This is a genomic window from Fictibacillus gelatini DSM 15865 (assembly GCF_000430745.1).
GTDB classification, from domain to species: domain Bacteria; phylum Bacillota; class Bacilli; order Bacillales; family Fictibacillaceae; genus Fictibacillus_A; species Fictibacillus_A gelatini.
Genome location: NZ_AUMP01000004.1, coordinates 56,526 through 83,460, shown reverse-complemented (window position 1 = coordinate 83,460; position 26,935 = coordinate 56,526). Strand labels below are relative to the sequence as shown.

Annotated in this window: 25 protein-coding genes; 24 read left to right on the top strand and 1 reads right to left on the bottom strand. The window is 42.3% G+C overall.

Annotation, left to right across the window (positions count from 1 at the left end):
• Positions 1-170: 170 nt before the first annotated feature.
• From H538_RS0107785 to H538_RS23370, 11 genes are all read left to right on the top strand, one after another.
• The gene (locus H538_RS0107785; protein WP_026677134.1) at positions 171-2,306 is read left to right on the top strand and encodes a transglycosylase domain-containing protein; all 2,136 of its coding nucleotides are present in this window, start codon (positions 171-173) and stop codon (positions 2,304-2,306) included.
• A 64-nt stretch (positions 2,307-2,370) separates the two neighbouring features.
• Positions 2,371-3,975, top strand: a complete 1,605-nt coding sequence (locus H538_RS0107780; RefSeq protein ID WP_026677133.1) for an ATP-binding protein — start codon at positions 2,371-2,373, stop codon at positions 3,973-3,975.
• An 11-nt stretch (positions 3,976-3,986) separates the two neighbouring features.
• Positions 3,987-4,670: a response regulator gene (locus H538_RS0107775; protein ID WP_026677132.1), complete on the top strand. Its 684-nt coding sequence runs from the start codon at positions 3,987-3,989 to the stop codon at positions 4,668-4,670.
• Positions 4,671-4,859: 189 nt separating this feature from the next.
• Positions 4,860-6,164: a CitMHS family transporter gene (locus H538_RS0107770; RefSeq protein WP_026677131.1), complete on the top strand. Its 1,305-nt coding sequence runs from the start codon at positions 4,860-4,862 to the stop codon at positions 6,162-6,164.
• Positions 6,165-6,242: 78 nt separating this feature from the next.
• Positions 6,243-7,217, top strand: a complete 975-nt coding sequence (locus tag H538_RS0107765) for a tripartite tricarboxylate transporter substrate binding protein (RefSeq protein WP_026677130.1) — start codon at positions 6,243-6,245, stop codon at positions 7,215-7,217.
• A gap of 247 nt (positions 7,218-7,464) precedes the next feature.
• Complete coding sequence (hemE, locus tag H538_RS0107760; RefSeq protein WP_026677129.1) at positions 7,465-8,499, top strand: uroporphyrinogen decarboxylase; 1,035 nt, start codon at positions 7,465-7,467, stop codon at positions 8,497-8,499.
• 6 nt (positions 8,500-8,505) lie between these two features.
• On the top strand, positions 8,506-9,435 hold the full coding sequence (gene hemH / locus H538_RS0107755) for a ferrochelatase (protein ID WP_026677128.1): 930 nt from the start codon (positions 8,506-8,508) through the stop codon (positions 9,433-9,435).
• Between the two features lie 39 nt (positions 9,436-9,474).
• Entirely contained in the window at positions 9,475-10,881 is a 1,407-nt protein-coding gene (gene hemY, locus H538_RS0107750) for a protoporphyrinogen oxidase (RefSeq protein ID WP_026677127.1), read from the top strand.
• 166 nt (positions 10,882-11,047) lie between these two features.
• On the top strand, positions 11,048-11,521 hold the full coding sequence (locus tag H538_RS0107745; protein WP_026677126.1) for a hypothetical protein: 474 nt from the start codon (positions 11,048-11,050) through the stop codon (positions 11,519-11,521).
• A 123-nt stretch (positions 11,522-11,644) separates the two neighbouring features.
• Positions 11,645-12,217 (top strand): TetR/AcrR family transcriptional regulator, encoded by a 573-nt coding sequence (locus tag H538_RS0107740; protein WP_035350415.1) that lies wholly within the window; start codon positions 11,645-11,647, stop codon positions 12,215-12,217.
• A 166-nt stretch (positions 12,218-12,383) separates the two neighbouring features.
• A complete protein-coding gene (locus H538_RS23370; RefSeq protein ID WP_051291377.1) occupies positions 12,384-14,747 on the top strand; it encodes a YhgE/Pip domain-containing protein in 2,364 nt (787 codons plus the stop codon).
• Positions 14,748-14,852: 105 nt separating this feature from the next.
• Here the strand turns inward: H538_RS23370 and H538_RS0107730 are convergent, their stop codons facing one another.
• Complete coding sequence (locus H538_RS0107730; RefSeq protein WP_026677124.1) at positions 14,853-15,575, bottom strand: amino acid ABC transporter ATP-binding protein; 723 nt, start codon at positions 15,573-15,575, stop codon at positions 14,853-14,855.
• 157 nt (positions 15,576-15,732) lie between these two features.
• Here H538_RS0107730 and H538_RS0107725 point away from each other — a divergent pair, with 157 nt between their 5' ends.
• The 13 genes from H538_RS0107725 (at position 15,733) to H538_RS0107660 (ending at position 26,767) form a co-directional block, all read left to right on the top strand.
• On the top strand, positions 15,733-16,467 hold the full coding sequence (locus H538_RS0107725; protein ID WP_026677123.1) for an MBL fold metallo-hydrolase: 735 nt from the start codon (positions 15,733-15,735) through the stop codon (positions 16,465-16,467).
• A 25-nt stretch (positions 16,468-16,492) separates the two neighbouring features.
• Positions 16,493-17,482: a lipoate--protein ligase gene (gene lplA, locus H538_RS0107720; protein ID WP_026677122.1), complete on the top strand. Its 990-nt coding sequence runs from the start codon at positions 16,493-16,495 to the stop codon at positions 17,480-17,482.
• A 90-nt stretch (positions 17,483-17,572) separates the two neighbouring features.
• Positions 17,573-18,316, top strand: a complete 744-nt coding sequence (locus H538_RS0107715) for a type II toxin-antitoxin system SpoIISA family toxin (protein ID WP_026677121.1) — start codon at positions 17,573-17,575, stop codon at positions 18,314-18,316.
• Positions 18,317-18,343: 27 nt separating this feature from the next.
• The gene (locus H538_RS26040; RefSeq protein WP_154657926.1) at positions 18,344-18,502 is read left to right on the top strand and encodes a hypothetical protein; all 159 of its coding nucleotides are present in this window, start codon (positions 18,344-18,346) and stop codon (positions 18,500-18,502) included.
• A gap of 674 nt (positions 18,503-19,176) precedes the next feature.
• Positions 19,177-20,487, top strand: coding sequence for a phenylacetate--CoA ligase family protein (locus tag H538_RS0107700; RefSeq protein WP_026677120.1), 1,311 nt, complete (start codon positions 19,177-19,179; stop codon positions 20,485-20,487).
• A gap of 129 nt (positions 20,488-20,616) precedes the next feature.
• Positions 20,617-21,525, top strand: coding sequence for a 1,2-phenylacetyl-CoA epoxidase subunit PaaA (gene paaA, locus H538_RS0107695; protein ID WP_051291394.1), 909 nt, complete (start codon positions 20,617-20,619; stop codon positions 21,523-21,525).
• A gap of 24 nt (positions 21,526-21,549) precedes the next feature.
• A complete protein-coding gene (paaB, locus tag H538_RS0107690; RefSeq protein ID WP_026677118.1) occupies positions 21,550-21,894 on the top strand; it encodes a 1,2-phenylacetyl-CoA epoxidase subunit PaaB in 345 nt (114 codons plus the stop codon).
• On the top strand, positions 21,894-22,700 hold the full coding sequence (gene paaC, locus H538_RS0107685; protein ID WP_026677117.1) for a 1,2-phenylacetyl-CoA epoxidase subunit PaaC: 807 nt from the start codon (positions 21,894-21,896) through the stop codon (positions 22,698-22,700). The genes paaB and paaC overlap by 1 nt, the downstream gene beginning before the upstream one ends.
• 38 nt (positions 22,701-22,738) lie before the next feature.
• Entirely contained in the window at positions 22,739-23,233 is a 495-nt protein-coding gene (gene paaD / locus H538_RS0107680; protein WP_026677116.1) for a 1,2-phenylacetyl-CoA epoxidase subunit PaaD, read from the top strand.
• Between the two features lie 51 nt (positions 23,234-23,284).
• Entirely contained in the window at positions 23,285-23,590 is a 306-nt protein-coding gene (locus tag H538_RS0107675; protein ID WP_026677115.1) for an EthD family reductase, read from the top strand.
• Entirely contained in the window at positions 23,583-24,359 is a 777-nt protein-coding gene (locus H538_RS0107670; protein ID WP_026677114.1) for an enoyl-CoA hydratase/isomerase family protein, read from the top strand. The genes H538_RS0107675 and H538_RS0107670 overlap by 8 nt, the downstream gene beginning before the upstream one ends.
• A 15-nt stretch (positions 24,360-24,374) precedes the next feature.
• A complete protein-coding gene (locus H538_RS0107665; RefSeq protein ID WP_026677113.1) occupies positions 24,375-25,145 on the top strand; it encodes an enoyl-CoA hydratase-related protein in 771 nt (256 codons plus the stop codon).
• A 107-nt stretch (positions 25,146-25,252) separates the two neighbouring features.
• Entirely contained in the window at positions 25,253-26,767 is a 1,515-nt protein-coding gene (locus H538_RS0107660; RefSeq protein ID WP_026677112.1) for an aldehyde dehydrogenase family protein, read from the top strand.
• Positions 26,768-26,935: the final 168 nt, after the last annotated feature.

Here is a 26,935-nt window from a genome sequence, read left to right as displayed (position 1 = left end):
CTATATGAAGGTTGCTATTGGCTGGTCACTTACCCATATCCTCTAGTCTCCCCCCGGGCCTTACTCATTTTTTTTCCTGGAAATGCAAATGATAAACAAAAGGAATTAAAGTTAAATCATTCCATAAAGATGTTGCATATCAATCAAGTGCTACTGCAAGGAGGATCGTGATGGTAAAAAAGGCGATCGGAATGGTTTGTTTCATTTGCGGCGTTTTACTATTAGGATTTGTTGGTTATTTAGGCATCATCATGGCCGGCGATTATGTGATTGATGATAAAGCGCTTGTCCTGAATTCCGCAACGAAACTGGTTGATGAAAACGGAAACATCATTACAAGAGTATATGCGGAAAACCGTGAACCGGTTTCGATTGACGATGTTCCAGATCACGTGAAAAATGCGTTTGTCGCTGTGGAAGATTCGCGCTTTTATAAGCACCATGGCCTAGATACACATGCGATTTTCCGTGCTGTATACAAGGATATACTCTCAGGCGGCAAAGTCGAAGGGGCAAGTACAATTACCCAGCAGCTGGCGAAAAATGTTTTTTTAACGAATGAAAAATCATGGCTTCGAAAAACGAAAGAAGCGATCATCTCCCTTAATTTAGAGCGCAGGTACTCTAAGGACAAGATTCTTGAAATGTATTTAAATCAAATTTACTTCGGACACGGGGCATACGGTATTGAAGCGGCATCAAGGCTTTACTTTAATAAAAAAGTAAGTGATTTAACCCTCGATGAAGGAGCATTATTGGCCGGAATATTAAAGGCTCCGGGAGTGTATTCACCGCTCGAGCATCCTGACCGAAGCAAGAAAAGGAGGAACCTTGTCCTGGATTTAATGGAAGAGCAACATTTCATTCGCCCGGAAGAAGCAGTTCGCGCCCAGGGGAAAACCGTTGCGTTAACCATCCATAAAGAAGAGCGGAATCCGGCCTATTTGACATACGTGGATATGGTATTAACAGAAGCAAAGGAAAAATATCATCTTTCCCGAGAAGAATTAAGGAGGGGCGGATATAAAATTGTCGTTCCATTAAACGTTAAAGCGCAAAATGCAGCTTATAAAACGTTTCAAAAACGATATTACTTTAAAGGCACAGGGAAGGAGCCGCCAGAAGGAGCTTTCGTTCTAATGGATTCAAAAACGGGGGGAATTATAGCAGCTACTGGTGGGCGCAACTATTTGACGGAAGGCTTAAATCGAGTATATGTTCCACGCCAGCCGGGTTCTGCCTTTAAGCCGCTTGCAGTGTATGGCCCTGCCCTCGAGAAGAAAAAATATTGGCCTTATTCATTATTGAAGGATGAGCCGTTAAATTATGATGGCTACGTGCCGGAAAATACGAATCATAAGTATCGAGGGAAGATTTCAATGTATGAAGCGATCCAGCATTCAACAAACGCCCCTTCTGTCTGGCTCTTAAATAAGATTGGCATACATTATTCAAAAGAATATTTAAATAAACTTGGGATGCCAGTTACTGATCGCGGATTAGGAATCGCGCTCGGGGGGCTAACGAAAGGGGTTTCTCCGCTGCAGATGGTCAAGGCTTACCGGGCATTCTCGCAAAAAGGAAAGATCGTAGAACCCTATGTCATTTCAAAGATTTACGATCATGACGGACAGCTGATCGGACAGGCTGAGCCAATAGAAAAGAAAGTGTTCAGCAAGCAGACCGCGTGGAATATGACACGTATGCTGGAAGCGGCTGTGGAAAAAGGGACGGGGAAATATGGGAAGATTCATACCGCATTGGCAGGGAAAACAGGAACGACAAATATCGACGGTCAAGAGGACGGGAACCGGGATGCCTGGTTTGTCGGATATACTCCAGACATTGTTGGTGCCGTCTGGATTGGCTATGACCGGACAACGAAAGAAAGCTATTTAAATAGTGGCAGCCGTTATCCAACAGAATTGTTTAAGGCGATTATTAACCAGATTCCGTCCGAAAACCATTTAACCTTCCATAAACCAAAAGGGATAAAAGATCTCGAGCCCCCGATTAAAATGATTGATGTCAAAAATGTAGAGGGTCATGTAGGCTTTGGTCCGCTTGGAATGCCGACGGTGAAACTCACCTGGACACCTTCAAAAGATAAAAGGCTCAAATATAAAATCTATGCCGTTCAGAATGGAGCGAGTGAATTCATCGCGACAGTGAGAGGAAAGGGTGAGTATACAACATCGAGCAGATTTCTTTTTTCCCTTCCTGAATTTTATGTTGTTCCTTACAATCCGCTTACTAAAGAAAGGGGCAAACCTTCAAACATTGCGGCGGTCGATATATTTCGGTAAATTAAGCTCAAGGGTTTTCCCTTGAGCTTGTACTCTTTAAAGTCATTACGGGGAGCTTTAACAAATGAATAAATTCCTGAACGTTTCCTTACAAACAAAAATATTAGGCTTAATCATCACATTGCTCTTATTTGTTATTATTCTTCTAACCGGAATATTTGCCTACTTTGAGTCGACCGAGACGAAAGATGAAACGAAAAAACTTGCGCTGCAAACGGCAAAAACGGTATCGCTCATGCCTGCTGTTAAAGAAGAACTTCAATCGAACCCTTCTTCCACAGAAATCCAGACGATCGCCGAACAAATTCGCGAACAGGCCGGAGCGGCATCCGTAATTGTGACAAATCGTGACGGAATTTGCTACTCCTACCCTGATTCCGACCAAATCGGAAAAACAATTCAACACAAAGATGACTTCAAGGCGCTAGTTTTTGGAGGAAATTATGTAACAGAATCAACCGGGGAAATGGGCCCGGCCATTAGAGGAAAAGCCCCGATCATCGTAGACTTTGGTAATTATAAAAAAGTAATGGGTGTTGTTACTGTTGAATTTTTAAAGAAAGATCTTCACAACAATATCGCAAATAAAATTACAAAAATTATTCTTTTTTCCTCGTTTGTTTTAGGTTTAGGCATAATTGGGGGAGTTTATTTAGCCAAAAGCATTCGAAAAGATACGCTGGGACTCGAACCGTACGAAATTGCAGCATTGTTTCGAGAGAGAAGCGCCATTTTGTTATCCATCAGAGAAGGAATCATTTCGATTGATCAAAAAGGCTTGATTACGATGATGAACACTTCAGCAAAAGAAATGCTCGGATTAGAGAAAGATGCCATCAACCAGCCGATTGAAACTGTTTTCCCGCAGTCTACGATGAAGAAAGTGTTAGAAACTGGGGTAATTGAAAAAAATATAGAGATGGAGCTGAAGGATAAAATCGTGATCGTTAACAGTATGCCCATTATCGAAAATGGCCGGATTGTCGGTGTAGTCGCAAGCTTCAGGGATAAAACAGAATTGAAAAAAATGATTGATACCTTGTCCGAAGTAAGGAAGTACTCAGAAGATTTGCGTGCACAAACCCATGAGTTTACAAATAAACTTTACGTTCTCCTGGGCCTTCTTGAATTAGGCCATTATGACGAGGCGATTGAAATGATCAAAACGGAATCTACTATTCACCAAAATCAAAATCGCATCCTATTTGAACAAATTCATGATGCGAAAGTACAGGCGATTCTTTTAGGGAAATTGGGGAAAGCTTCTGAGAAGAAAATCAATTTTACGCTCGACCCTAATAGTTCCATCGAACCGCTGCCTCCGCATATCGGTGTCTCACAGCTTGTTACAATCATAGGCAACCTCATTGATAACGCCTTTGAAGCGGTGGCCAAGCAGGGAAAAAAAGAAGTATTATTTTTTATAACAGATGTCGGAAATGACATTGTCATCGAAGTGGTTGACAATGGACCTGGAATATCAGACGAACAAATCGAAACGATTTTTAAAAAAGGATTTTCAATGAAAGGCCCTAACCGCGGTTATGGATTGTCAAATGTGAAAGAAGCGATTGATGAGCTGGAAGGCACAATTGAAGTGAGCAATCAAAAGGATCATGGCGCCATTTTTACCGTTTTTATACCGAAAAAGATAGGCGAACAACATTAGGGGGGAAAAGTATGTTACGAGTGGCGATTGCTGAAGATGATTTTCGTGTCGCGCAAATTCATGAACAGTATCTTCTAAAAATAAAAGATGTTGAAGTCGTTGGAAAGGCGTTGAATGCAAGCGAAACGATACAACTGCTTGATGCTCATCAAGTAGATTTGCTGCTCCTGGATATTTATATGCCAGATGAACTTGGAACGAATATATTGCCGGAAATTAGAGAGCGGTTCCCGAACGTCGATATTATTATGATTACCGCGGCAACTGAGAAAACGCTTTTAAAAAAAGCGATCCAATATGGGATTTCAAATTATTTAATTAAACCGATAACGATGGATAAGTTTACCGAAACCATCCAACATTACAAAAGAAAAAAAGCATTATTGGAAGACGAAACGCCAATCAACCAGACGTTACTTGACCAATATTTCGGAACGATTAAATTTGCCCCTTCCGACCATAAAGATTTGCCAAAAGGAATTGATTCGTTAACGCTTCAAAAAGTAATCGAAATTATGAAGAAACGAGGAAATGGCATTAGCGCAGAAGAAATGGGGGAACAAATGGGGGCTTCACGGACTACGGCCAGAAGATATTTAGAATATTTAGTTTCGATTGATGAAGCCAGGGCGAAAATCGAATATGGTATCGTTGGGCGCCCCGAACGACAATATTCTTTAAAGCCATCTCGCTAAAGTATCGAGATGGCTTTTTTTCGTGAACAAAATGAACAAAATTACGTTAAAGCACTAAATAAAGCTTATTTTGAAAACGGTTACAACAAAAATATGATTCTATATAATTTTGATTAAATATTCGAACTAGTCCTTCAGAACAGAAGTTTCAGCATTTAAATGCAACATCAATGGTAAGGAGCGATAATCATGCTTACATTATTAGGTTTTTTAATGATAGCCGTCTTTATGTTTTTCATTATGACAAAGCGAATGTCAGCTTTAATTGCTTTAGTCGTTATCCCCGTCATCTTTGCTTTAATTGGCGGGTTTGGGCTAAAGATTGGCCCAATGATGCTCGAAGGGATTAAAAGTGTTGCGCCGACTGGCGTCATGCTTATGTTTGCGATTTTGTATTTCGGCATTATGATCGATGCCGGATTATTCGATCCGCTCATCGGATGGATTTTGAAGCTTGTAAAAGGCGACCCGTTAAAGATTGTCATCGGAACGGCGATACTTGCTATGCTCGTAGCGCTAGATGGAGATGGTACGACGACATACATGATTACCGTCTCTGCCATGCTTCCACTTTATAAACGGCTTGGCATGCGGCCGATTGTTTTAACATGTGTTGCCATGCTGGCTTTAGGGATTATGGATATGACGCCGTGGGGCGGGCCAATGGCACGCGCGGTTAGCGCATTGCATCTGGAAACAGCGGATGTGTTTGTTCCGCTTATTCCTGTTATGGCTGCCGGCGCGCTTTGGATTTTGTTTACGGCTTATGTTCTTGGGAAAAAAGAACGTAAACGTTTGGGCATCGTCCAAATTGAAACAAGTTCTCTCGATCGTCTGGCCGTTCGCGAACAAGCAGCAGCCGTCGAAACGGGCATTCAGCGGCCAAAGCTATTATGGTTTAACCTTCTATTAACCGTTGTGCTACTAGTTGCTCTTATTATGGAGATATTGCCAATTCCAGTTCTTTTCATGATCGGTTTTGCCATCGCGATCATGGTCAATTATCCTAAATTAGAAGAACAAAAAGAACGAATTTCTTCTCATGCGGGCAATGTGCTGGCGGTTGTATCGCTCGTTTTCGCTTCAGGAATCTTTACGGGTATATTAACGGGCACGAAAATGGTCGACCAAATGGCGTCTTCATTAATTTCGATTATTCCGCATTCGTTAGGATCGCATTTTGCGCTCATTACCGCGATTACGAGCTTACCGTTTACGTATTTTATGGCAAATGATCCTTATTATTTCGGGGTCCTTCCGATTATTGCCAAAACAGCAGCGGCATATGGAGTCAGTCCGGTTGAAATCGCCCGCGCGTCCGTATTGGGGATGCCGTTACATGTTATGAGCCCGTTAATGGCAGCAGCCTATTTATTAGTAGGAATGGCCGGGGTTGAATTTGGCGACCAACAAAAAATGGTTTTTAAATGGGCGCTTGGATTATCGCTGGTCATGATTATTGTAGCCCTCTTAACCGGAGTAATTTCTGTATAATAGGAAATAGTATTGAAAAAATCATCTCGGCTTAAGTTGGGATGATTTTTTTCGCTGGACGATTGAGGTGCATAGTTTATGAAAAACATGTTTCAGCTTACAGTATTCATCCCGTGTTTTTTCCTATCTGGATGCCTTTTTCAAAACGCTGAAAAGGATCATCCCATCTCCACTCAAAACCCGATCGAAATCGTCGCACCTGCTCCTGAAGGAGGAGGCTGGGACAAAACCGCGAGGGCTATGCAAAAAGTGTTAAACGGCAACGGAATCATCACTCAGCCAATCAAGGTTGTTAATAAGCTCGGAGGCGGAGGAGAAGTCGGGTGGAAATATTTAAAAAAACATGATGGGCGTGCTCTTGGCATAAATTCAAGTCTGCTAATTACCAATCATTTGTTAGGCCAAAGCAAGCTTACATTTTCGGATTTTACGCCAATCGCGATTTTGGCTACAGAATGGCAAACTGTAGCCGTAGCTAAAAACTCCAATTTAAAGAATGCGGAAGAATTAATGAAAAAACTAAAAAAACGGCCTAATTCGATAAAAATCGGAGTTGCTCCCGGTTTAGGTAATGACGATCAATTAGCTTTCGTCCAGGCAGCAAAGGTGTATCATGTGGATCCTGCAAAACTTAATTTTCGCATTTATGAAAGTGTTGGAGACGTTACCCATGCATTATTAACGAAAAAAATTGATGTCGCGACAATGGCTGTTTCAGAAGCTTCAAGGCCATATCATGACGGAAAAATCAATATTTTAGCCGTGACATCGAGCAAACGGCTAAAAGGGTTAAAAAACGTTCCCACCTGGAAAGAACAGGGGGTAAATATCGTATTCCCTCACTGGCGTGGCGTCATGGGGCCACCGAATATGTCGGAAAAAGAAATTGCGTATTGGAATCAAAAAATCAGAATAATGGTAAACACAAAAGAATGGAAAGCGATTTTAAAAAACAATGACTGGAATGACTTTTATAAAGATAGTGAAGAAGCCAGAGTTTTTTTAGAGGAGCAAAATAATCAATACGAGACGCTCATGAAGAGCGCGGATTAAAAACAGTGGATAGGCTGGGCCTTTATCCACTATTTTTTTTATGCAAATCAAGAAGATGTGTTAGGCAGGTCACATTAAACTCGTCAATTTCATGACATTTAAGTCAATTGGCTATACTTTTAATATGAATTCTTTTACAATACATTATGGAAATAAGTGTTCGATAAATCGAGGTTAAAATAGAGGTTTTTGTTCTCACTCCCACCTCCCATTCTCACCTCAGTAAGCAAGGAAGGTTGTGTTTCATTTGGGATATAATGACGAGTTTTTGAAAGCGTGTCGGAAAGAGAAAAATAGTTTTGTCCCGGTCTGGTACATGAGACAAGCGGGGCGTTCGCAGCCTGAATACCGCAAATTGAAAGAAAAATATTCACTCTTTGACATTACGCATCGTCCTGAACTTTGCGCGCAAGTGACAAAACTACCTGTTGATCAACATGGAGTCGATGCAGCGATTTTATATAAAGACATCATGTCCCCTGTCCACGGAATCGGTGTAGATGTTGAAATTAAAGCGGGAAAAGGCCCGGTCATTGAGAAACCGATCCGGACAAAAGAAGATGTTGAAAAATTAGGAGTTATTCAGCCAGAAAAGGACGTTCCGTATGTGCTCGAGACGATTAAGCTGCTTCGTGAGCAATTAGACGTGCCGCTTATTACATTTGCAGGGGCGCCATTTACACTCGCAAGCTATATGATCGAAGGCGGACCATCGAGAGACTATAATTTTACGAAAGCATTCATGTATGCAGATCCTGATGCATGGTTTCTTTTAATGGACAAATTAGGAGATATGACGATTTCTTATGCGAAAGCACAAATTGCATCCGGCGCGCAGGCGTTTCAAATTTTTGATTCGTGGGTTGGCGCATTGAACCAGGCAGATTATCGGAAGTATATTAAACCGGTCATGCATCGGATTTTCTCAGAATTGCGCAAAACAGGCATTCCATTAATTTTATATGGAACGGGCGCGAGACATCTTATTATGGAATGGAACGATTTGCCGCTTGATGTGATTGGCCTCGATTGGAGAATTTCTCCGAAAGAAGCGCGGAACATGGGCGTTACAAAGGCGCTGCAAGGCAATCTTGACCCTGCTATTCTTCTAGCCCCATGGAATGTTATTGAACAGCGGGCGAAGGAAATACTAGATGAAGGAATGGAAGAGCCGGGCTTTATTTTTAATGTAGGAAAAGGAATTTTCCCGGAAGTCCAAGTCGAAACATTGCAGCGGCTGACGGCCTTCATTCATGATTATTCTGCTAAACGGATGGGGTGAAAGATGATGGCAAAGCGAACAATCGGACTGCTCGTCATGGCTTATGGAACGCCAAGAAGCCTTGATGAGGTGGAAAAATATTATACCCACATTCGCCACGGGAGGAAACCGTCAGAAGAGCAGTTGAAAGATTTAACAGAGCGTTATGAAAAAATCGGCGGGATTTCACCACTGGCAAAAACGACAGAAGCACAAGCTCACAAACTCGAACAAAAACTAAATGAAATGTATGAAGATATCGAGTTTAAAAGCTATTTAGGTTTAAAGCACATTGACCCATTTATTGAAGATGCGGTACAGCAAATGAAAAAAGATGGAATTCGTGAAGCAATTAGCCTTGTCCTGGCGCCGCATTATTCAACATTCAGTGTAAAATCATATAATTCAAGAGCGGTGGAAGAGTCGGGATCAATCGGCGGCCCGAAAATTACAACGATTGACAGCTGGTATGAAGAGCCGAAGTTTATCGACTATTGGGTAAAACAAATCACTCACTTGATGAAAACGATTCCGTCAAGTGAAGAGGAGAAAACGGTCGTTATTTTCTCGGCACATAGTCTTCCAGAACGTATTTTACAAATGGGCGATCCTTACCCGGAGCAGTTGCAAGAAACGGCAAGACTCATTGCGGAAAAAGCCAATATTAAACATTATGCCATCGGCTGGCAAAGCGCGGGGAACACGCCGGAGCCATGGATCGGTCCAGACGTACAAGATTTAACGCGAGACTTGCATAAAGAGCACGGCTATACATCCTACATTTATTGTCCAGTCGGCTTTGTGGCGGAACATTTAGAAGTGTTATATGACAATGATTATGAATGTAAGGTTGTCACGGATGAACTTGGAGCGAACTACTACCGACCGCCGATGCCAAATGCCCAGGATGAATTTATTGATTGCCTTGCAGAGGTTGTAAGCAAAGCGTTAAAGTAATCAGAGCTAGAAAAGGAACATAGAAAGAATGTGAGTGGTATGGCAAGGAAGAAGGAAGTTTTAATAATTGGCGGAGGAATTACGGGGCTTACTGCCGCCTATTATTTAAAAAAAGAGATAGAGGAAAACGGGTTGCCGTTATCATTTACGCTAATTGAAGGAAGCGAGCGTCTTGGCGGGAAGATCGAGACCATTTGCCGCGACGGCTTCGTGATTGAGCGGGGGCCAGACTCCTATTTAAAACGCAAGACGGAAATGACACGGCTTATTGAAAGCGTTGGCCTTAAAGATAAACTGGTATCGAACAATACTGGACAATCCTATGTCCTTGCACGAAACAAATTAAACCCGATTCCTGAAGGCGCGGTGATGGGGATACCGACAAAGCTTACTCCTTTTATTACGACAGGGCTTTTTTCCTTAAAGGGCAAGATGCGAGCATCGCTTGATTTTGTTTTGCCTAAAAGGGAAGATGTAGAAAATGACATCTCAATTGGTCACTTTTTTCGAAGGCGCCTTGGCGGCGAGGTGCTGGAAAACTTAATTGAGCCACTTCTCTCAGGGATTTACGCCGGGGACATTGACAGGCTCAGCTTACAGTCGACCTTTCCGCAGTTCCATGAAGTAGAGAAACGTTCAAAAAGTCTTATTCTCGGAATGAAGAGAACGTTGCCGACAAATCCGAAGCAACCGGGAGCAAGCAGAAAACCTGGCCAATTTTACACATTAACAACCGGGCTTGAGTCATTGATTGACAAGCTTGAAGAAGCAATTGGTAATGAACGCATTTTGAAAGGGAATAAAGTTACTTCATTTTCCCGCGAACCCGATGGTCGGTATCAAGTCGAATTGGAAGACGGAACAAAGAAAATCGGAGATGTTGTATTATTTACCACGCCGTACATGGTAACGCGCAAACTGCTGCCTGAAGATCTCGATATCAAAGATTTTCATGTGACCCCACCGACATCGGTTGCAACGGTTGCCATGGCTTTTGATCAGTCAGCATTAAAAAATGACATAAATGGAACAGGTTTTGTCATCTCGAGAAGAGAAGATTATACGATTACCGCTTGTACCTGGACACACCGAAAATGGCCGCATACGACACCAAAAGGAAAAGTGTTGCTCCGCTGTTATGTCGGGAGGGCATCGGATCAGGAAATCGTCTTTCGATCAGATGAAGAAATAATGGAAGCCGTTAGTCGGGATTTGCAAAAAATCATGGGAATTACCGCTACACCTGATTTTTACTATGTCTCACGGTGGAAAAAAGCGATGCCGCAGTACGAAGTAAATCATCAACAGAAACTAAAAAAATTAATGGAAAAATTAGAGCAGCATTTACCGGGCGTTTATCTCGCCGGAGCCTCTTACGACGGGATCGGCCTTCCGGATTGCATCGTCTCGGCAGAAAAAGCTGTCGGGCAAATTCTTGGAATTTAAGCGATATATCCAATGGGATGTATCGCTTGATTCATGTTGTGATAAAAAAATTGCAATATTATGTTGTAAAAAGCTGAAAATGGGTAGTAAAATTATTCAGAATGGTTTACTTGTTGTTCTAAATGGGTAAATCATTACATAAATAGATGAAAAAGGAGGGGTAACTATGTATGATTCGTATTCAACTACGGGGGATGATTTCACTTTATTTGCATTATTAGCTTCTTTCTTCCTGATTTTTCTGGTCATTGGAATCATTATGTACATCTTTTTGGGAATTGGCCTTATGAGAATGGCCAAAAGGGAAGGAATTGAAAACGAATGGTTAGCATGGGTACCAATTGCCCAAATGTATATTTTGGGAAAAATTGTTTCCCATAAACTCGGGCCGAATGGCGGATTTATTTTGCTTGGCGTCAGCATTGGAGCTTTTGTGCTTAGTTTTATACCAATTCTAGGGGCGATCATTGGTTTTGCAATTGGAATTTTCATGTTTTTCGTATATCATTGGACGTACGACAAGTATTCGGATAAAGCCGTTCTCATGACTGTATTTACTGTATTAACGTGCGGGGGTTTAGCGCCTATCTTCATTTTTGCGATTCGCAATAATCATAAAATGAATACAGTAGCTGCATAATAATAAGCGAAAGTCAGGAAAATACCTGACTTTTTTTTATTATCATATTGAAACTGAAAGGGTAAAGTGGTATGTTTAAAAATGACCAAATTCAAAATTCGGTCATTGAAAGGAACAGCGACAATGATTGATCGAAGGCAAAACATTATTGAAGCAGCTTCAAAATCGTTCACTTTATTTGGCTATAAAGCAACGACAATGGAACAGGTCGCCAAAATTGCCAACGTTGGAAAAGGAACGATCTATACTTTTTTTGAAACAAAGGAAGAATTGTTTAAAGAAATTGTCAAAGATTTGATTAAACAAATTCGTGAAGTGGCTGTAGCCGCTATTCATGAGGATCGGCCGTTCCACGAAAATCTCCATTCCGCTTTGTACGGAATTCTTGATTTCCGTAAGAACCACCAGCTAGCCATTAAAATTACGCAAGAAGTAAAAGAAATGAACACCCCGGCTGTTCGGGAAGCATCGCAAATGCTGGAATCAGCGGTGCTTAAATTTGTAAAAAAAGAATTGGAAAAGGCCATTGAAAAAGGCGAAATAAAACCGTGCAATACCGAAATTACAGCCTTTTTAATGATCAGGATGTATGTCTCTCTTGTATTTGATTGGGAGAGGGAACATCAACCGCTTTCGAAGGAAGAAATTGCCCACGTGCTGGAAAATGTATTAATTAACGGATTGCGCAATCATTAAATGCTTGAAGTATTCATAAGAACATGGTATGTTCTAGAATGACCAAAAAACTGATTCAGTCATATAGATCTTTTCCGGGGAAGAAAGGTCTATTTTTTCATGATAGGTTGACCAAATGACTAATCTGGTCATTTGTTAGAAGGAAAAAAGGAAGGTGATTGGAGTCATGTTACTTCATCAGTTAAAAGAGGTTGTTCGGAATAAAAAGCTATTAATCTCAATTAGTGCTATTTTATTTATTCCGATTCTCTACAGTGGCGTTTATTTATGGGCATTCTGGGACCCATATAAACAAGTTGACCATTTAAAAATCGCGGTCGTTAATGAAGACCACGGAACAGAATTTAAAGGGAAAAACCTTCATATCGGGAAAGACCTTGTAAAGGAATTAAAAAAGGATCCTAAATTTGATTGGGTGTTTACGAGTAAAAAAGAAGCAGATAAAGGAATAGAGAATAATAAATATTATGCGGAAATTGTTTTGCCAGATGACTTTTCGAAAAAAGCGACGACAGTTTTAGACGAACATCCGAAAAAGCTTGAGATAAACTATCGAACCAATTCCAGCTATAACTATTTATCAACGCAAATCAGCGAAAAAGGAATCGGAAAAATACGTGAAAGCCTTTCTCATACGATTACTGAAAAATATTATGCCGTATTAATGGATACATTCGGAGACAACTTAAAGAAAGCGAAAAACGGAGCAACAAAACTTGCCGATGGAGCGGATAAAGCGGCAAATGGAGCAAATGACTTGAAAAACGGCGCAGGGAAACTTGCAGATGGTGCCTCCAATTTACACAAGGGACTTTCAAAAGCAGAGAAAGGATCTTCTGACCTGACGAACGGCCTTGAACAATCTTACAATGGAACGCAAAGCTTATATAATGGCTTAAAAGCGAAGACGCCGGAAATTAACAAGTTGTCAGGCGGTGCAACTGAACTGGAGCAAGGAGCGAAAAGCCTCGCAGGAGGACTTGGACAATTAACGGACGCCGACAAACAACTAGTAGACGGCCAGCAGAAGCTAAAAGACGGCAACGATGGACTATATGCCGGCATCCAAAAATCAGCAAATGGCATTTATACATTGCAATCGAAAAGCCCTGAATTAGTAGAAGGATCGGCAAAGTTAGATAAAGGCGCTAACGAGATTGCAAGACAGCTCAATGAATTTTCGCCAAAAGTCGATGAAGCATCTAAAGGCGTAGAGGAACTGCAAAAAGTATTGGGGGACTTTGCGAATGACCCGAATACTCCCCCGGAATTGAAAGAAAAATTGAAGTTGTTAAATGGGAAAATTGGAGGGGTAGGTAGTGATCTGCAAAAGTTCAAAGAATTAAACAAAGGGGTTAATGATCTGGCAAGAGGCGCGACAATGCTTCATAACGGTGAAGTTCAATTTAATAAAGGGCTTAACCAGGTAGCCGGTGGCCAGAAAGCATTGCTAGACGGTGCGAAAAAATTAAACGATGGCCAACAAGAAGAGCTGAAGAACATGAAAAAGTTTCACGGAAAGTTAAGTGAAGCCAGCAATGGAGCAAACCAATTAGCTGGAGGTATCGGACAACTAGCAAATGGAACCGGACAAATCGGAAAGAGCTGGTCTGACCTTGTCAACAACGTGTCGAAGCTTAACAACGGACAAAGCCAGCTTCTCGATGGAAGCAAACAATTATCAAAAGGCATTTCAGCGGCCAATGCAGGTTCCGGCGATTTAGCGAGTGGGGCGGCTAAATTAGAAAAAGGAACGATTGACCTTAATTCCGGCCTCGATGAGCTAAAAGACGGAAATCATAACCTTAAAGAGAAGTTAGGAAAAGCCTCGGCGGAAACAAACAAAGCAAAAGATAATAAAGATGAACAGAAAATGTTTTCCGATCCTGTGAAGACGAAAGATATGAGCACAAACAAAGACATGAAATACGGAACCGGATTTGCCCCGTATTTTATATCAATCGGTTTATTTGTCGGAGCATTAACTTTGACGATTATTTTCCCAATGACAGAACCTGCAAGAGAGCCCAAAAATGCATTCGGCTGGTTTATAAGCAAGTATGGATTTATGGCGATCGCCGGCATCATTCAGTCATTGATTGCGGATTGCATACTAATGTATGGATTAGGACTTCATGTTGAAAGTGTTCCGAGATTTATTCTATTTACCATTATTACGAGCTTAACCTTTATGGCGATCATCCAATTTCTTGTCACAACGATGGGGAATCCAGGAAGATTTATCGGTATCGTCCTATTGATTTTGCAATTAACCTCAAGTGCAGGAACGTATCCGCTTGAACTAGTGCCATCCGTCTTGCAAAAACTGCATAGCTTCTTGCCGATGAGCTACTCGATTGCGGGATTCAGGGCGGTCATTTCAGCAGGGGATTATAGTCTCATGTGGCAAAATGTTATTTCTTTATTGGCCTTTATGGTTCCAGCATTGTTATTGACTTACATCTTCTATGTAGTTAAGATGAAGAAATATCGCATAGATAAACAAGAAAACATCGCTGAAAGCATGTAAGTAAAGGCACTCTCTTTGTAAAGGGAGTGCCTTTTCTAATGATTCTTAAATGATATGGATACCGGAATCGGCTGTTCGCCGATTCTAAACCATCCAACCTGGTTCTTATAGAACTTTACTGAGGAATAATTTCGTACGTTCGTGCTGTGGATTGCCAAAAAGTTCAGAAGGCTTGTTTTCTTCTACAATATAGCCGCCATCCATAAAGAAAACACGGTCTCCAACTTCTCTGGCGAATCCCATTTCGTGTGTGACGACGACCATCGTCATTCCTTCCTTCGCCAATTGCTTCATGACTTCAAGCACTTCTCCGACCATTTCCGGATCAAGGGCGGAAGTGGGCTCATCGAACAATAAAATTTTCGGGTCCATTGCCAGTGCCCGGGCGATGGCGACACGCTGCTTTTGTCCGCCGGAAAGCTGTCCGGGGTAGCTGTCGGCTTTATCGCGAAGCCCAACTTTCGCAAGAAGATTAAGCCCTTTTTCTTTTGCAGCAACTTTGTCCATTTTTTTTACTTTGATCGGGGCAAGAGTGACATTTTCCAACACTGTTTTATGAGGAAACAAGTTAAACTGCTGGAAGACCATCCCGACATCTTCCCGCACTTTATTAATATTCACTTTCGGATCGGTAAGGTCGAAGCCGTTGACGACAACTTTCCCGCCTGTAATGTCTTCCAATTTATTTAAACAGCGGAGGAATGTGCTTTTCCCTGAGCCTGACGGGCCGATCACACAAACTACTTCCTGTTCTTTAATGACGGCATTGATGTCTTTTAACACTTCAAGATCGCCGAATGACTTTTTTAAATTGCGAACTTCAATCATACGTTATGGAAAACTCCCTTCTTTATTGAAGTGGATGGTTATTCTATTAATTATACCCTTCCTCTAAATAGAAAGCGACAACTTAACCTGGCTAAATCGTGGAATGGCCGTCAAGAATAGAGAATGGGTCTTATACTAGTCAATGGGAGTGAATGAAATGAAGCTTACGGTTCTTGGCTTTTGGGGAGGCTATCCGGCAGCAGGTAGCGCGACTTCCGGTTATCTTCTGCAAAAAGAAGGATTTAACTTGCTGATCGATTGTGGAAGTGGCGTGCTGGCACAATTGCAACATTTCATTAAGGTGGAAGAATTGAATGCCGTCATCCTTTCTCATTACCACCATGATCATGTCGCTGATATTGGAGTGCTCCAGTACGGAAGACTCATTCAATCATACTTGCAAAAAGGTTTGTCGCCTCTTCCAATTTATGGACATCGGCAGGATGAAAAAGGATTTGCGTCCTTAACATATAAAAATCTGACGACGGGAATGGAGTATAACCCTCTCATGCCGCTTGAAATCGGCCCATTCACGATTTCATTTTTAGAAACGAAGCATCCGGCCGTTTGTTACGCCATGCGGGTGACTGATGGTAAAAAAACGGTTGTGTATACAGCAGATTCCTCCTTTCAAGAAGTATTCATCCCATTTAGTAAGAATGCGGACTTGCTCATTTGTGAATGTAATTTGTATAAACATCAGGATGGAAGCGCACAGGGGCATATGAATTCTCATGATGCCGCAAAAATAGCCAATGGAGCGGATGTGCAACAGCTGCTTTTAACCCATCTTCCGCATTTTGGCGAGTGCGAACAGCTTGCGAGAGAAGCAAAAGAATTGTATAACGGAATTATAGAGCTTGCTCGCACCGGCTGGACATGGGAGAGCTAAACTAACGGTTAAAGGAGAAAAAGGCATGCTTTTTATTGATAATCAAAACATTACCGACCCGCGAATAAACCTTGCCATCGAAGAATACGCTCTTAAACATCTGGACATCAATCAAACGTATTTGTTGTTTTACATTAATGAACCTTCCATTATTATTGGCAAAAATCAAAATACCGTTGAAGAGATTAATGCGGAGTATGTAAAAGAAAACAACATCCATGTTGTCCGCCGCTTATCGGGAGGCGGGGCCGTATATCATGACAAAGGCAATTTAAATTTTAGCTTTATTACAAAGGATGACGGGAATTCATTTCATGATTTTAAAAAATTTACCGATCCTGTAGTAAAAGCATTGAAAAAGCTTGGGGTCAACGCGGAACTGAGCGGCAGGAATGATATTTTAGTGGACGGAAAGAAAATCTCGGGAAATGCCCAGTTTTCAACAAAAGGACGAATGTTCAGCCACGGAACCCTCATGTTTGACTCGGAAATCGACCATGTTGTATCAGCGCTAAATGTCAAAATGGACAAGATCCAGTCAAAAGGAATTAAATCCATTAGAAGCCGTGTCACCAATATTCGCGAACACCTGCCAAAGGACATATCGATGGAAGAATTCAAGCAAACCCTTTTACAATATCTTTTCGAAGGTTTTGTTGAAATTCCACAATATGTATTAACGGATGACGATTGGGAAAAAATTAACGAAATTTCGGAAAACAGGTACCGCAATTGGGAGTGGAATTACGGGAAGTCACCAAAGTTCAATGTCGAACTATCCAATCGTTTTGCCGCAGGTTCAATCGATATTCGCTTGCAAATTGAAAAAGGAATTATACAAGAATGTAAGATTTATGGAGACTTTTTTGGCGTCGGTGATGTAAGTGATATTGAAGAGCGTCTCGTCGGTACGCGCTATGACCGGACTGAATTGGAACAAGCATTAAGCGACATTGATTTAAAATTTTATTTTGGCAATGTGTCACGTCAGGAAATGTTGGACTTGCTTTATTAAAAAGTAAGTCCAAACACTTTTATAAAGGAAATGGAAGGATAGTTATAGAAATATACAATTACTATTCTCATCTTTCTTTAGGAGATTATTATGAATGGCTTTTTTCATTTAGGATTATCTATTATACTTTTGTTTATTATCGGAATGGTCATTTTCTACGGACGTAAAGAAGAGGTATTCCTGAAAAAGAAACAATTATTTCGAAGGATCTGGTATTTGTTTTTAATCATTGCATTCATTTGTTATTTTATGGTCAACGGCCTGGATTTGAAATTGTGGCGAGACATGTTGATCATTGTTTCCATGTTTATTTTTGTTGATATCGCCATTTTTCTAACACCATCCATTTCTAAAATTTGGGGTGCGGAATTGATTTTAGATGAGGTTGTGAAGACAAGCAAGGAACTTGAAGAAAAAGTAACTTCAACGAACGCTAAGATCGATTTATTTTCCGATATTTTAGGAAGGATCAATACAGACGATTTAAAGAGCATTTCATGGAAGACGGAAGATGACTACATCGATGATTTGCAATCCTTTTTGCAAGTCTATTCCAATCAGTGCTTTCAGGAAGTGTATGTGATCAACTACCAAAATAAAGTAGAGGTAGTTCAAAGCACAAGAATACTTGGCTTCCATTTGGAGAACGCTCATCTCGAAAGTTTAGAAGAGACCGGAATTATTCAAATAGATGACCAAATTGCCATTATGCTGATAAAAATCGTATATCCGGTCATTATTATCGCTAAAGCACAGCAGAAATCGATTCAAGATGTAGACTTTGTCAATTTGATTAATATGGCAACCATTCACAGCTGGCATAAAGCATGTTAAAATAGAAGCATAAGGATGTGATCAAGGATGAGTGTAAATGCGCAGAAGATCCCTGATGACCGGAAGAAAAAGGTATCCCTGTTAAGCGAGAATCCGAATCGCGTAAAAATTCCAATAGACTTAGCAACGAAACATATTATTGAAAAAAATAAAAATGCCCTGCAAAAGCTAAAGAATTTTATTTAAATTCGTGTTCAAAAAGGAGAACAAACAGGGCCAAGAAGTTCAAGGAAGCGTAGACTCCGAGTACCGGAGCGACGAGCAATGCAACCAGATTCACTGCGAGTTGCACCGAGGAAGCAAACTTCGGAGCAATGCTAGTAGACACAGGTGCATATATTCTTTAATACGTGAGGAACGAAGGAGCAAGCTGACGCGGAAATTCGCAGGCAATGTTTCCCGGACTTTTTGAACATCTTCTAAAGACATGGTGACCCATGTCTTTTTTTGTGTGCATTGTGATGAAACAGCATATACTAAAAATAACTAATTACCGATTAAGGGGCATAATGAATGAAGGAAAAAAGGAAAGTTCAGCTGCTTCAAGAAGCTCCATTCCCCCGGCCTAAAGTCGATTTTGATAAGGGGGAATTAATGAAAATGTGTAAGAAGATACAAAAATTGATCCGAAAACTATCCTGAAAAAATAAATGAAAAGGGATCACTTCAAAAAAGAAGAGACCCCTTTTCATTTTTTTATGAACTTCAACAATTGACAGAAAAATAGATAAACGATACACTTTAACTAGAAGTATTACAAAATAGTGTGTAAACGGATTAAAAACGTTATATTGTTTAAAACGAATTGTAAGGGCTTACATTTTGGGTGAGAGGTGAAGAAAGTGATTTTTAATCCGGAAATGGAATGTATGGATGCGGATAAGAAGGAAGAATTGCAGCTTGAGCGACTGAAACAAACGGTCCGAAATGTTTACGAGCGAGTTCCTTTTTATCGCCAAAAATTCGATGAATCGGGAATTAAACCTGAAGACATAACTTCTCTTAAAGATCTTGAAAGGCTCCCGTTTACAAAGAAACAAGATTTACGCGATCATTATCCGTTTGGCCTGTTTGCCGCAAGCAAAAAAGAAATCGTTCGCATTCATGCGTCTTCGGGGACAAGCGGAAAACCGACCGTCGTTGGTTATACGGCAAAAGACATTGACAATTGGGCTGAAATGGTCGCCCGCTCAATTGCGATCGCTGGAGGTGAGCCAGGGAATGTGTTGCATAATGCGTACGGGTATGGCCTTTTTACAGGTGGACTCGGGCTTCATTACGGTTCAGAAAAGCTAGGGATGGCGACCGTTCCTGTCTCTGGGGGAAACACGGAACGGCAAATTCTCTTGATTGAAGATTTTAAGCCGCAAGTCATTTGCGGAACGCCTTCTTATATTTTAACCCTTGCCGAAAAGATGGAGGAAATGGGCAAGAATCCGAGGGAAACATCTCTTCAATACGGAATTTTCGGAGCTGAATCGTGGTCGGAGGAAATGCGGGCGACGTTAGAAGAGAAATTGGGCATTAAAGCGCAGGACATTTACGGGCTTAGTGAAGTCATGGGGCCGGGAGTAGCGATGGAATGCCATGAAGCTCAAGATGGCCTGCACGTAATGGACGATCATTTCATTGTCGAAGTGATTAACCCTGATACACTGGAGCCAGTTCCTGACGGTGTAGAAGGCGAACTTGTTTTCACAAGTTTAACGAAAGAAGCATTTCCGATCATTCGCTATCGAACCGGAGATATTGCTTCTATTAAAAAAGAGCCGTGCATCTGCGGGCGGACCTCTGTCAGAATGTCGAGAATCAAGGGCAGGATTGACGATATGCTCATTATCAGGGGCGTTAACGTGTTCCCATCACAAGTGGAAAACTGTTTACTGCAAGTAAAGGATATTGTTCCTCATTATCAGCTTCACCTCATTCAAAAAGGGCTAAAAGAAAAAGTGGAGCTTCATGTGGAAGTGACCGAAGAATTTTTCGGAAACGTTTGCCAGGACATGGAGCATGAACTTGTTCACGATCTTAAGGAAAAAGTAAAGCATAAAGTGAAAAACAACTGCCTTGTTACATTAAATGTTGTTGTCCTGCCGCCAAAGTCCATTCCGCGTTCTGAAGGAAAAGCCGTACGGGTGGTCAAGCATTTAATTGAAGAGTTAAGCATATAATAGATTGCCAAAATATATAACGTTATTTTATAATGACGGTAATAAAACGTCATACAATTGGAGGGGAGTATAGTGCAAGCAGGTGTACAGTTTGATCAGTTGACGGAAGAGGAAAAGCACCAGCACTTTATGGATCGAATCAATAGGGGAGAAAAGATCGAAGCGGATGATTGGATGCCGGAGGATTACCGGATGTCGTTAATTCGATTAATTGCCATGCATGGTATTTCGGAAATTATGGGAGCGCTTCCAGAGAAAGAATGGGTGCCGAAAGCCCCTTCGCTTCACCGGAAGTTAGCGATCATGGCAAAAGTGCAGGATGAAATGGGACACGGCCAATTGCTTCTTCGCGTAGCAGAAGACTTAATGGCGCCGCTAGGGAAAAACCGTGAAGATATTATGCAAGATTTATTTGCGAAAAGGTTGAAGTTTCATAATGTCTTTCATATGGAAGCTCCGACGTGGGGGGATGCGGGAATGATTGCCTGGCTCGTTGATGGGGCAGCAATCATTTCACAAAGCATGATGCTCGATTCTTCATATGGCCCATATGCCAGAGCGTTGAAACGGATTTGTGCCGAGGAAGTATTCCACGCCCAGCACGGGGAAAGCATCATTCTCGCTCTGGCTGAAGGAACACCCGAACAGCGGAAACTTTTGCAAGATGCGCTTAACCGCTGGTGGCCATCGCTCATTATGTTCTTCGGTCCGAAATCAGCGAAAGAAACAGGCAACTCTCATGCCGATAAAAACATCATGTATAAAATTCGTACGAAAACAAACGAGGAATTGCGTCAGGAGTTTTTTACAAAATATGTGCCAAGAATCTGGGCATTAGGATTAACGATCCCTGATGAAACCATTCACTTTGATGAAGAACAGCAGTTGTGGATTTATAAAGATGTTGATTGGAACGAATTTAAGCAAATTGTCTCGGGCAACGGGCCGCGTTCAGCGAATCGCCTCGATTTACGGAAACGTTCTTACGATAATAACGCCTGGGTCAGAGAAGCGCTTGCTGCTAAAAAAGCAATCTAGTTTTGGGAGAGGAGGGGGACCCCTATGAGTGAAGAGAAAAATGACTTTTACAACATTTATGAAGTGTTCAGTAAGAAAACAGATAAATCTCCATTTCAGCATCAATTTAGCCTGCTGGCACCCAATGAAGATATGGCATTAATTATGGCGAAAGAAAATTTTTTCAGGCGTGAAGCTGTCAGCGATATCTGGGTAGTTAAACGGGATCATATCCGCGGGCTATCGCAAAGCGAAAAAGAGATGCTGAAACGGTTGGATAAAGATTACCGGGAAACAAAAGGATACGGTTATTTAAAGAAAAAGTGGCGCGAGTACAATCAGGAACAATTTACGGAAAAACACATCATGGGTGGAAGGGGAGACAGCTGATGAACAAAGAAACGATGAAACCCGAAGAGCGCCAGGCACTTGTTGAGCTATTATACCAGCTGGCTGATGATGATTTCATTCTTAGCTTTAGAGGATCGGAATGGCTTGGTCTTGCGCCGCACATTGAAGAAGATGTAGCCTTCTCTTCGATTAACCAGGACATGATGGGGCATGCTTCGATGTATTTCCGCCTGCTTGAGGAGCTGGGGGAAGGCGACAGTGACAGCATCGCCCATTTAAGAAAGCCGGAACAGTTCCGCAATGCGATTATTCTTGAAGAAGTGAACGGTCCTGGAACGTATTTGGAGAAGCCGGATTACGATTGGGCGTTTGCTGTTGTGCGTAATTACTTTTATGCGGTAGCCAAGCAAATCCGCCTTGAGTCGCTCCGGATTTGTTCGTATGAGCCGCTTCGGGAGGCGGCAAAAAAGATTTTGATGGAACAATATTATCATCTAATGCATTGGGAGCTATGGTTTAAGCAGCTTGTTACAAGCACGGATGAAGCGAAAAAACGGATGACAGATGCCATCCAAAAGGTATGGAAAGACTTCGGTGGCGTATTGACCCTTGGCCCGTACTACGCTGATATCGTGAAAGCCAATTTAATCGAAGACGAAGCGCTTTTAAAGAAACGGTGGATGAATAAGATGGAAGCTGTTTTTAAAGAAGTCGGGCTGGACTTCCCGGGTGCTCCCCGAATGGAGAGAGGAAATGGGAGAAAGGGAGAACATACTTCAGATCTAGAAGGAGCTTTATCCACATTGTCTGAAGTGTATAGGGCGAATCCGGCTGCCGGCTGGTAAGTTGACGATCGTATCTAGATGGAAAGGAGACAACAAAGATGGCAACAATGACTCTTCAAGAGAAGATCCTGTTCAAGCTTCAGGATGTGAAGGATCCTGAAATTGCCTCCATTAGTATAGTAGATCTAGGAATGGTGCACGAAGTGAAGGTGGATGGCAGCCGGGTAACGGTCAGCGTGTTGCCTACTTTTGTTGGTTGTCCTGCTCTTCACATCATCGAAAGGGATATTGAAAACGCGATCATATCCATTGATGAAGTCGAGGACGTGAAAGTTGATTTTGTCTACACGCCGCAATGGACATCGGATCGCATTTCGCCTGAAGGAAGAGAGCGGTTGAAGGAGTTTGGAATTGCTCCGCCGCCGCTTGACCATGTCATGGGAGAGCCATGGAGCATTGAATGCCCGTATTGCGGATCGCCATATGTGACGATGGAAAACATCTTTGGCCCAACCGCCTGCCGGTGCATTTTATATTGCAAGTCTTGTAAAAATCCGTTTGAAGCGATGAAGCCTGTCCTTAATTTGGATTAAAGACAAAAGAATTTGTTTTGAATAGATTATTTATTTGAAAGGATGATAGATATGGTAAAACTAATTGCGCTTTATAAAACACCTGAAAACACAGAGGAATTTGATAAGCACTATTACGGGGAGCATACAGAAATTACGAAAAAGATTCCAGGGCTTCGCAAAATGAAAGTGACGAAAATCGTCGGTTCGCCCATGGGCAAAAGCGAATATTACCTTTATTGCGAAATGTACTATGATGATCATGAGTCATTGAAGGCGGGTCTAAAATCGGCCGAAGGAAAGGCATCCGGAAAAGACTTAATGTCATTTGCCGGCGATCTTGTCACATTGATGATCGGTGAGGAAATCGATGAGTAATTTTACTACGATTGTGACAAAAGTGGAGGATGGCATTGGACTAGTCGAGCTGAACCGTCCGAAAGTGCTGAATGCGATCAATCGTCAAATGGTAACCGAACTTTTGGCGGCTTTTGAGCAATTTGAAGGTGATGATAACGTAAAAGCGATTGTCCTTACCGGAAATGAACGCGCTTTTGCCGCTGGAGCGGATATCGATGAAATGAAGGATGATGATGCGATTACGCTTGAATTGCTCAATCAGTTCAAAGAATGGGACCGGCTCGCGCTTATCAAAAAGCCGATCATTGGTGCGGTAAGCGGATATTGTTTTGGCGGCGGATTTGAACTCGCCCTTTGCTGTGATCTTTTATTTGCTTCAGAAAAAGCGCAATTCGGCTTTCCGGAAATTAAGCTTGGCGTTATGCCGGGCGCAGGCGGAACGGTCAAACTGACAAAACTGATGGGGCAGAAAAAGGCGCTTGAGTGGCTCTGGCTTGGAGAGCCAATGACGGCAAAAGAAGCGCTGCATTACGGTGTGATTAACCGAATCGTTGCCCCGGAACTCGTTGTCAGTGAAGCGGTGAAATTCGCGAAAACCCTTGCCCAAAAAGCGCCTTTGTCTCTTCGTTTGATTAAAGAAACGGTCTACAAAGCCGTTGACTATTCGGTCTATGAAGGCATGCAGTATGAACGGAAAAACTTTTACTTGCTTTTCTCATCTGAAGACCAAAAAGAAGGCATGAGAGCATTTGTTGAAAAACGCCGTGCAAAGTTTAAAGGAAAATAGAGCGGGAGGGTTCACATGTTCGAAACGATCACATATGAAACAAGAAGAAATGTCGCCTGGATTACATTAAACCGGCCGGATAAATTGAATGCCTTTACGAGCCAAATGCACAAAGAGCTGCTGTCGGCATTAAAAACAGCGAATAAAGAAGAGGAAGTCCGTGCTGTCGTGATTACAGGAGCAGGACGTGCCTTTTGTTCCGGGCAGGACTTAGGGAATGCCGAATCGTTAGATTATGGAGACGTTCTCCGTAATGGCTACAACCCGGTTATTCAGGCCATTGTTTCAATGGAAAAACCGGTCATTGCAGCAGTAAATGGGGTGGCCGCAGGTGCCGGAGCCAGTCTTGCGTTTGCCTGTGATTTCAGGCTTGTCTCTGAAAAAGCGAGTTTTATTGAAGCATTTATTCATGTCGGCCTCGTTCCGGATTCAGGTAATCTCTACTTTTTGCCGCGTCTTGTCGGGCACGCGAAAGCGATGGAGCTTGCCGTCTTAGGAGAAAAAATACCAGCCGAAGAAGCCAATCGTCTCGGGCTTGTTACGAGATTGGTAAAAGAAGAGTCATGGGTTGAAGAAGTTGAAACATTTGCTGAAAAGCTCAGCTCGATGCCGACTAAAGCGATCGGCTTGATCAAGCGGTACTTGAATAAAAGCTGGGATGCCGATCTTAATGAAGTGCTTGAGTATGAAGCGCTCGCCCAGACGGCGGCCGGAAATACCGCTGACCATAAAGAAGGGGTCGCAGCATTTATGGAAAAACGAAAGCCTGTTTTTATAGGAAAATAAATTTACAGAATGAAATTGTCTGATAGACGAATCAATGAGCTATTTAGACGAAAAAACGTAAAATCAAGTACTCTCGTAGAGCCAGAACGGAGAAGGAGTGGGAGAAAATGACGACAACACGAGAAGAGCAGGCAGTAAAATCGATGAAACGCGATTTTTACGAAATGGTGATTAACGGGGAAAGTGTAAAAGGGGCGAACGGAGAACATTTTATCACTTATAATCCGGCAACGGGCGAGGCGCTTGCGAAAGTGGCAAAAGCGACAAAAGAAGACGTTGATCGTGCGGTTCGTGCGGCAAGACAAGCCTTTGATCATGGGAAATGGAAGCGCTCCCCTGTAGGAAAACGGGCTCGTACCCTCAATAAAATCGCGAGTATTATGCGTTCTCGCTTCAATGAATTAGTAGAGTTAGAGGTTTTGAACAGCGGAAAATCACTTACTGCAGCACAAGGACAAGTGATGCAGGCAATTGAGGACTTCGAATTTTATGCAGGAGCGATTGTCGGACACCGCGGTTCTGTTAACAATGTACCAGGACCGTTTATGAACTATACGTTAAAAGAGCCTCTTGGCGTGTGCGCACAAATTATTCCATGGAATTATCCGATGATGATGGCGGCATGGAAAATTGCGCCGGCCATTGCTGCAGGTTGTTCCATCGTGTTAAAGCCGGCCAGCCTGACGCCATTAACCGCCATTGTGCTTACGGAAATCTGCCATGAAGCGGGAGTTCCAGAAGGCGTCGTCAACATCGTTACGGGGGATGGCGCGACAGTTGGCGCTTATCTTGCCGAACACGAAGGTGTTGACAAAGTAGCATTTACCGGAGAAACAGGAACAGGGAAAGACATTATGGCGAAAGCTTCGAAAACGTTAAAACGAGTGACGCTTGAACTTGGCGGTAAATCGCCAAATCTCGTCTTTGAAGACGCGGATATCGATGCGGCCGTGGATGGATCACTATTCGGCATTTTCTACAATACCGGGCAATCATGTGAGGCACGGTCACGCCTTTACATCCAGGAAAGCATATACGGACAATTTATGGAAAAATTTGTTGCGAAAGCAAAACAATTGACGCTTGGAGATCCATTAAGCAAGGAAACGCATGTTGGTGCGATCATTAGTGAAAAGCAGCTTGAAGTGATTGACAGCTACGTTCAATCCGCAAAAGAAGAAGGGGCAACGATCGTGCTTGGAGGCGGCCGCGCGAAAGTGGACGGCTTCGAAGGCGGTCACTGGTATTTGCCAACGATTATAGCCGATGTTACGGAAAATATGAAAGTCGTAAAGGAAGAAATCTTCGGACCGGTTGTTGTCGTATCGAAATTCAAAGACGAGAAGGAAGCGATTCAACTTGCAAATAACACCGACTATGGATTAGCGGCTGCCATTTGGACGAAGGATCACGCTCGCGCGACCCGTGTAGCTGGGATGATTCAAGCAGGAACGATTATGATTAATTCTCCATTCTCAGCGTTTCCTGGAACACCGTTTGGCGGATATAAACAATCTGGATTTGGGCGCGAGTTGTGCATTGAAACACTTGACCTTTATACAGAAACAAAGAGCGTGCTTTCTTATACGGGATCGCGTCCATTAAATCCATTCGGCCTTTGATAGGATGTTTAAAAAGTCCGGGAAACATTGCCGTCGAATTTCTTCGTTGGCTTGCTTTTGTGCTACTCACGTATTCACTGTATACGCTCCGTTGCGCAAAGCTTCGCCGCCTCGAACTTCTCGGCTCTGTTTGTCCTCCTTTTTAAACGTCGATTAAGTGTAAATGAA

Bases quoted from the DNA above. Each gene is read 5' to 3' on its own strand.
- H538_RS0107780 (WP_026677133.1), top strand. From the start codon at position 2,371: ATGAATAAATTCCTGAACGTTTCCTTACAAACAAAAATATTAGGCTTA.
- H538_RS0107670 (WP_026677114.1), top strand. From the start codon at position 23,583: ATGAGTAATTTTACTACGATTGTGACAAAAGTGGAGGATGGCATTGGA.
- H538_RS0107730 (WP_026677124.1), bottom strand. From the start codon at position 15,575: ATGATTGAAGTTCGCAATTTAAAAAAGTCATTCGGCGATCTTGAAGTG.
- hemH (WP_026677128.1), top strand. From the start codon at position 8,506: ATGGCAAAGCGAACAATCGGACTGCTCGTCATGGCTTATGGAACGCCA.
- H538_RS0107660 (WP_026677112.1), top strand. From the start codon at position 25,253: ATGACGACAACACGAGAAGAGCAGGCAGTAAAATCGATGAAACGCGAT.
- H538_RS0107770 (WP_026677131.1), top strand. From the start codon at position 4,860: ATGCTTACATTATTAGGTTTTTTAATGATAGCCGTCTTTATGTTTTTC.
- H538_RS0107745 (WP_026677126.1), top strand. From the start codon at position 11,048: ATGTATGATTCGTATTCAACTACGGGGGATGATTTCACTTTATTTGCA.
- H538_RS0107785 (WP_026677134.1), top strand. From the start codon at position 171: ATGGTAAAAAAGGCGATCGGAATGGTTTGTTTCATTTGCGGCGTTTTA.
- H538_RS0107740 (WP_035350415.1), top strand. From the start codon at position 11,645: ATGATTGATCGAAGGCAAAACATTATTGAAGCAGCTTCAAAATCGTTC.
- H538_RS0107665 (WP_026677113.1), top strand. From the start codon at position 24,375: ATGTTCGAAACGATCACATATGAAACAAGAAGAAATGTCGCCTGGATT.
- H538_RS0107700 (WP_026677120.1), top strand. From the start codon at position 19,177: ATGGAATGTATGGATGCGGATAAGAAGGAAGAATTGCAGCTTGAGCGA.
- H538_RS23370 (WP_051291377.1), top strand. From the start codon at position 12,384: ATGTTACTTCATCAGTTAAAAGAGGTTGTTCGGAATAAAAAGCTATTA.
- lplA (WP_026677122.1), top strand. From the start codon at position 16,493: ATGCTTTTTATTGATAATCAAAACATTACCGACCCGCGAATAAACCTT.
- H538_RS0107725 (WP_026677123.1), top strand. From the start codon at position 15,733: ATGAAGCTTACGGTTCTTGGCTTTTGGGGAGGCTATCCGGCAGCAGGT.
- paaB (WP_026677118.1), top strand. From the start codon at position 21,550: ATGAGTGAAGAGAAAAATGACTTTTACAACATTTATGAAGTGTTCAGT.
- H538_RS0107775 (WP_026677132.1), top strand. From the start codon at position 3,987: ATGTTACGAGTGGCGATTGCTGAAGATGATTTTCGTGTCGCGCAAATT.
- hemY (WP_026677127.1), top strand. From the start codon at position 9,475: ATGGCAAGGAAGAAGGAAGTTTTAATAATTGGCGGAGGAATTACGGGG.
- H538_RS0107765 (WP_026677130.1), top strand. From the start codon at position 6,243: ATGAAAAACATGTTTCAGCTTACAGTATTCATCCCGTGTTTTTTCCTA.
- H538_RS0107675 (WP_026677115.1), top strand. From the start codon at position 23,285: ATGGTAAAACTAATTGCGCTTTATAAAACACCTGAAAACACAGAGGAA.
- paaD (WP_026677116.1), top strand. From the start codon at position 22,739: ATGGCAACAATGACTCTTCAAGAGAAGATCCTGTTCAAGCTTCAGGAT.
- paaC (WP_026677117.1), top strand. From the start codon at position 21,894: ATGAACAAAGAAACGATGAAACCCGAAGAGCGCCAGGCACTTGTTGAG.
- paaA (WP_051291394.1), top strand. From the start codon at position 20,617: ATGGATCGAATCAATAGGGGAGAAAAGATCGAAGCGGATGATTGGATG.
- H538_RS0107715 (WP_026677121.1), top strand. From the start codon at position 17,573: ATGAATGGCTTTTTTCATTTAGGATTATCTATTATACTTTTGTTTATT.
- H538_RS26040 (WP_154657926.1), top strand. From the start codon at position 18,344: ATGAGTGTAAATGCGCAGAAGATCCCTGATGACCGGAAGAAAAAGGTA.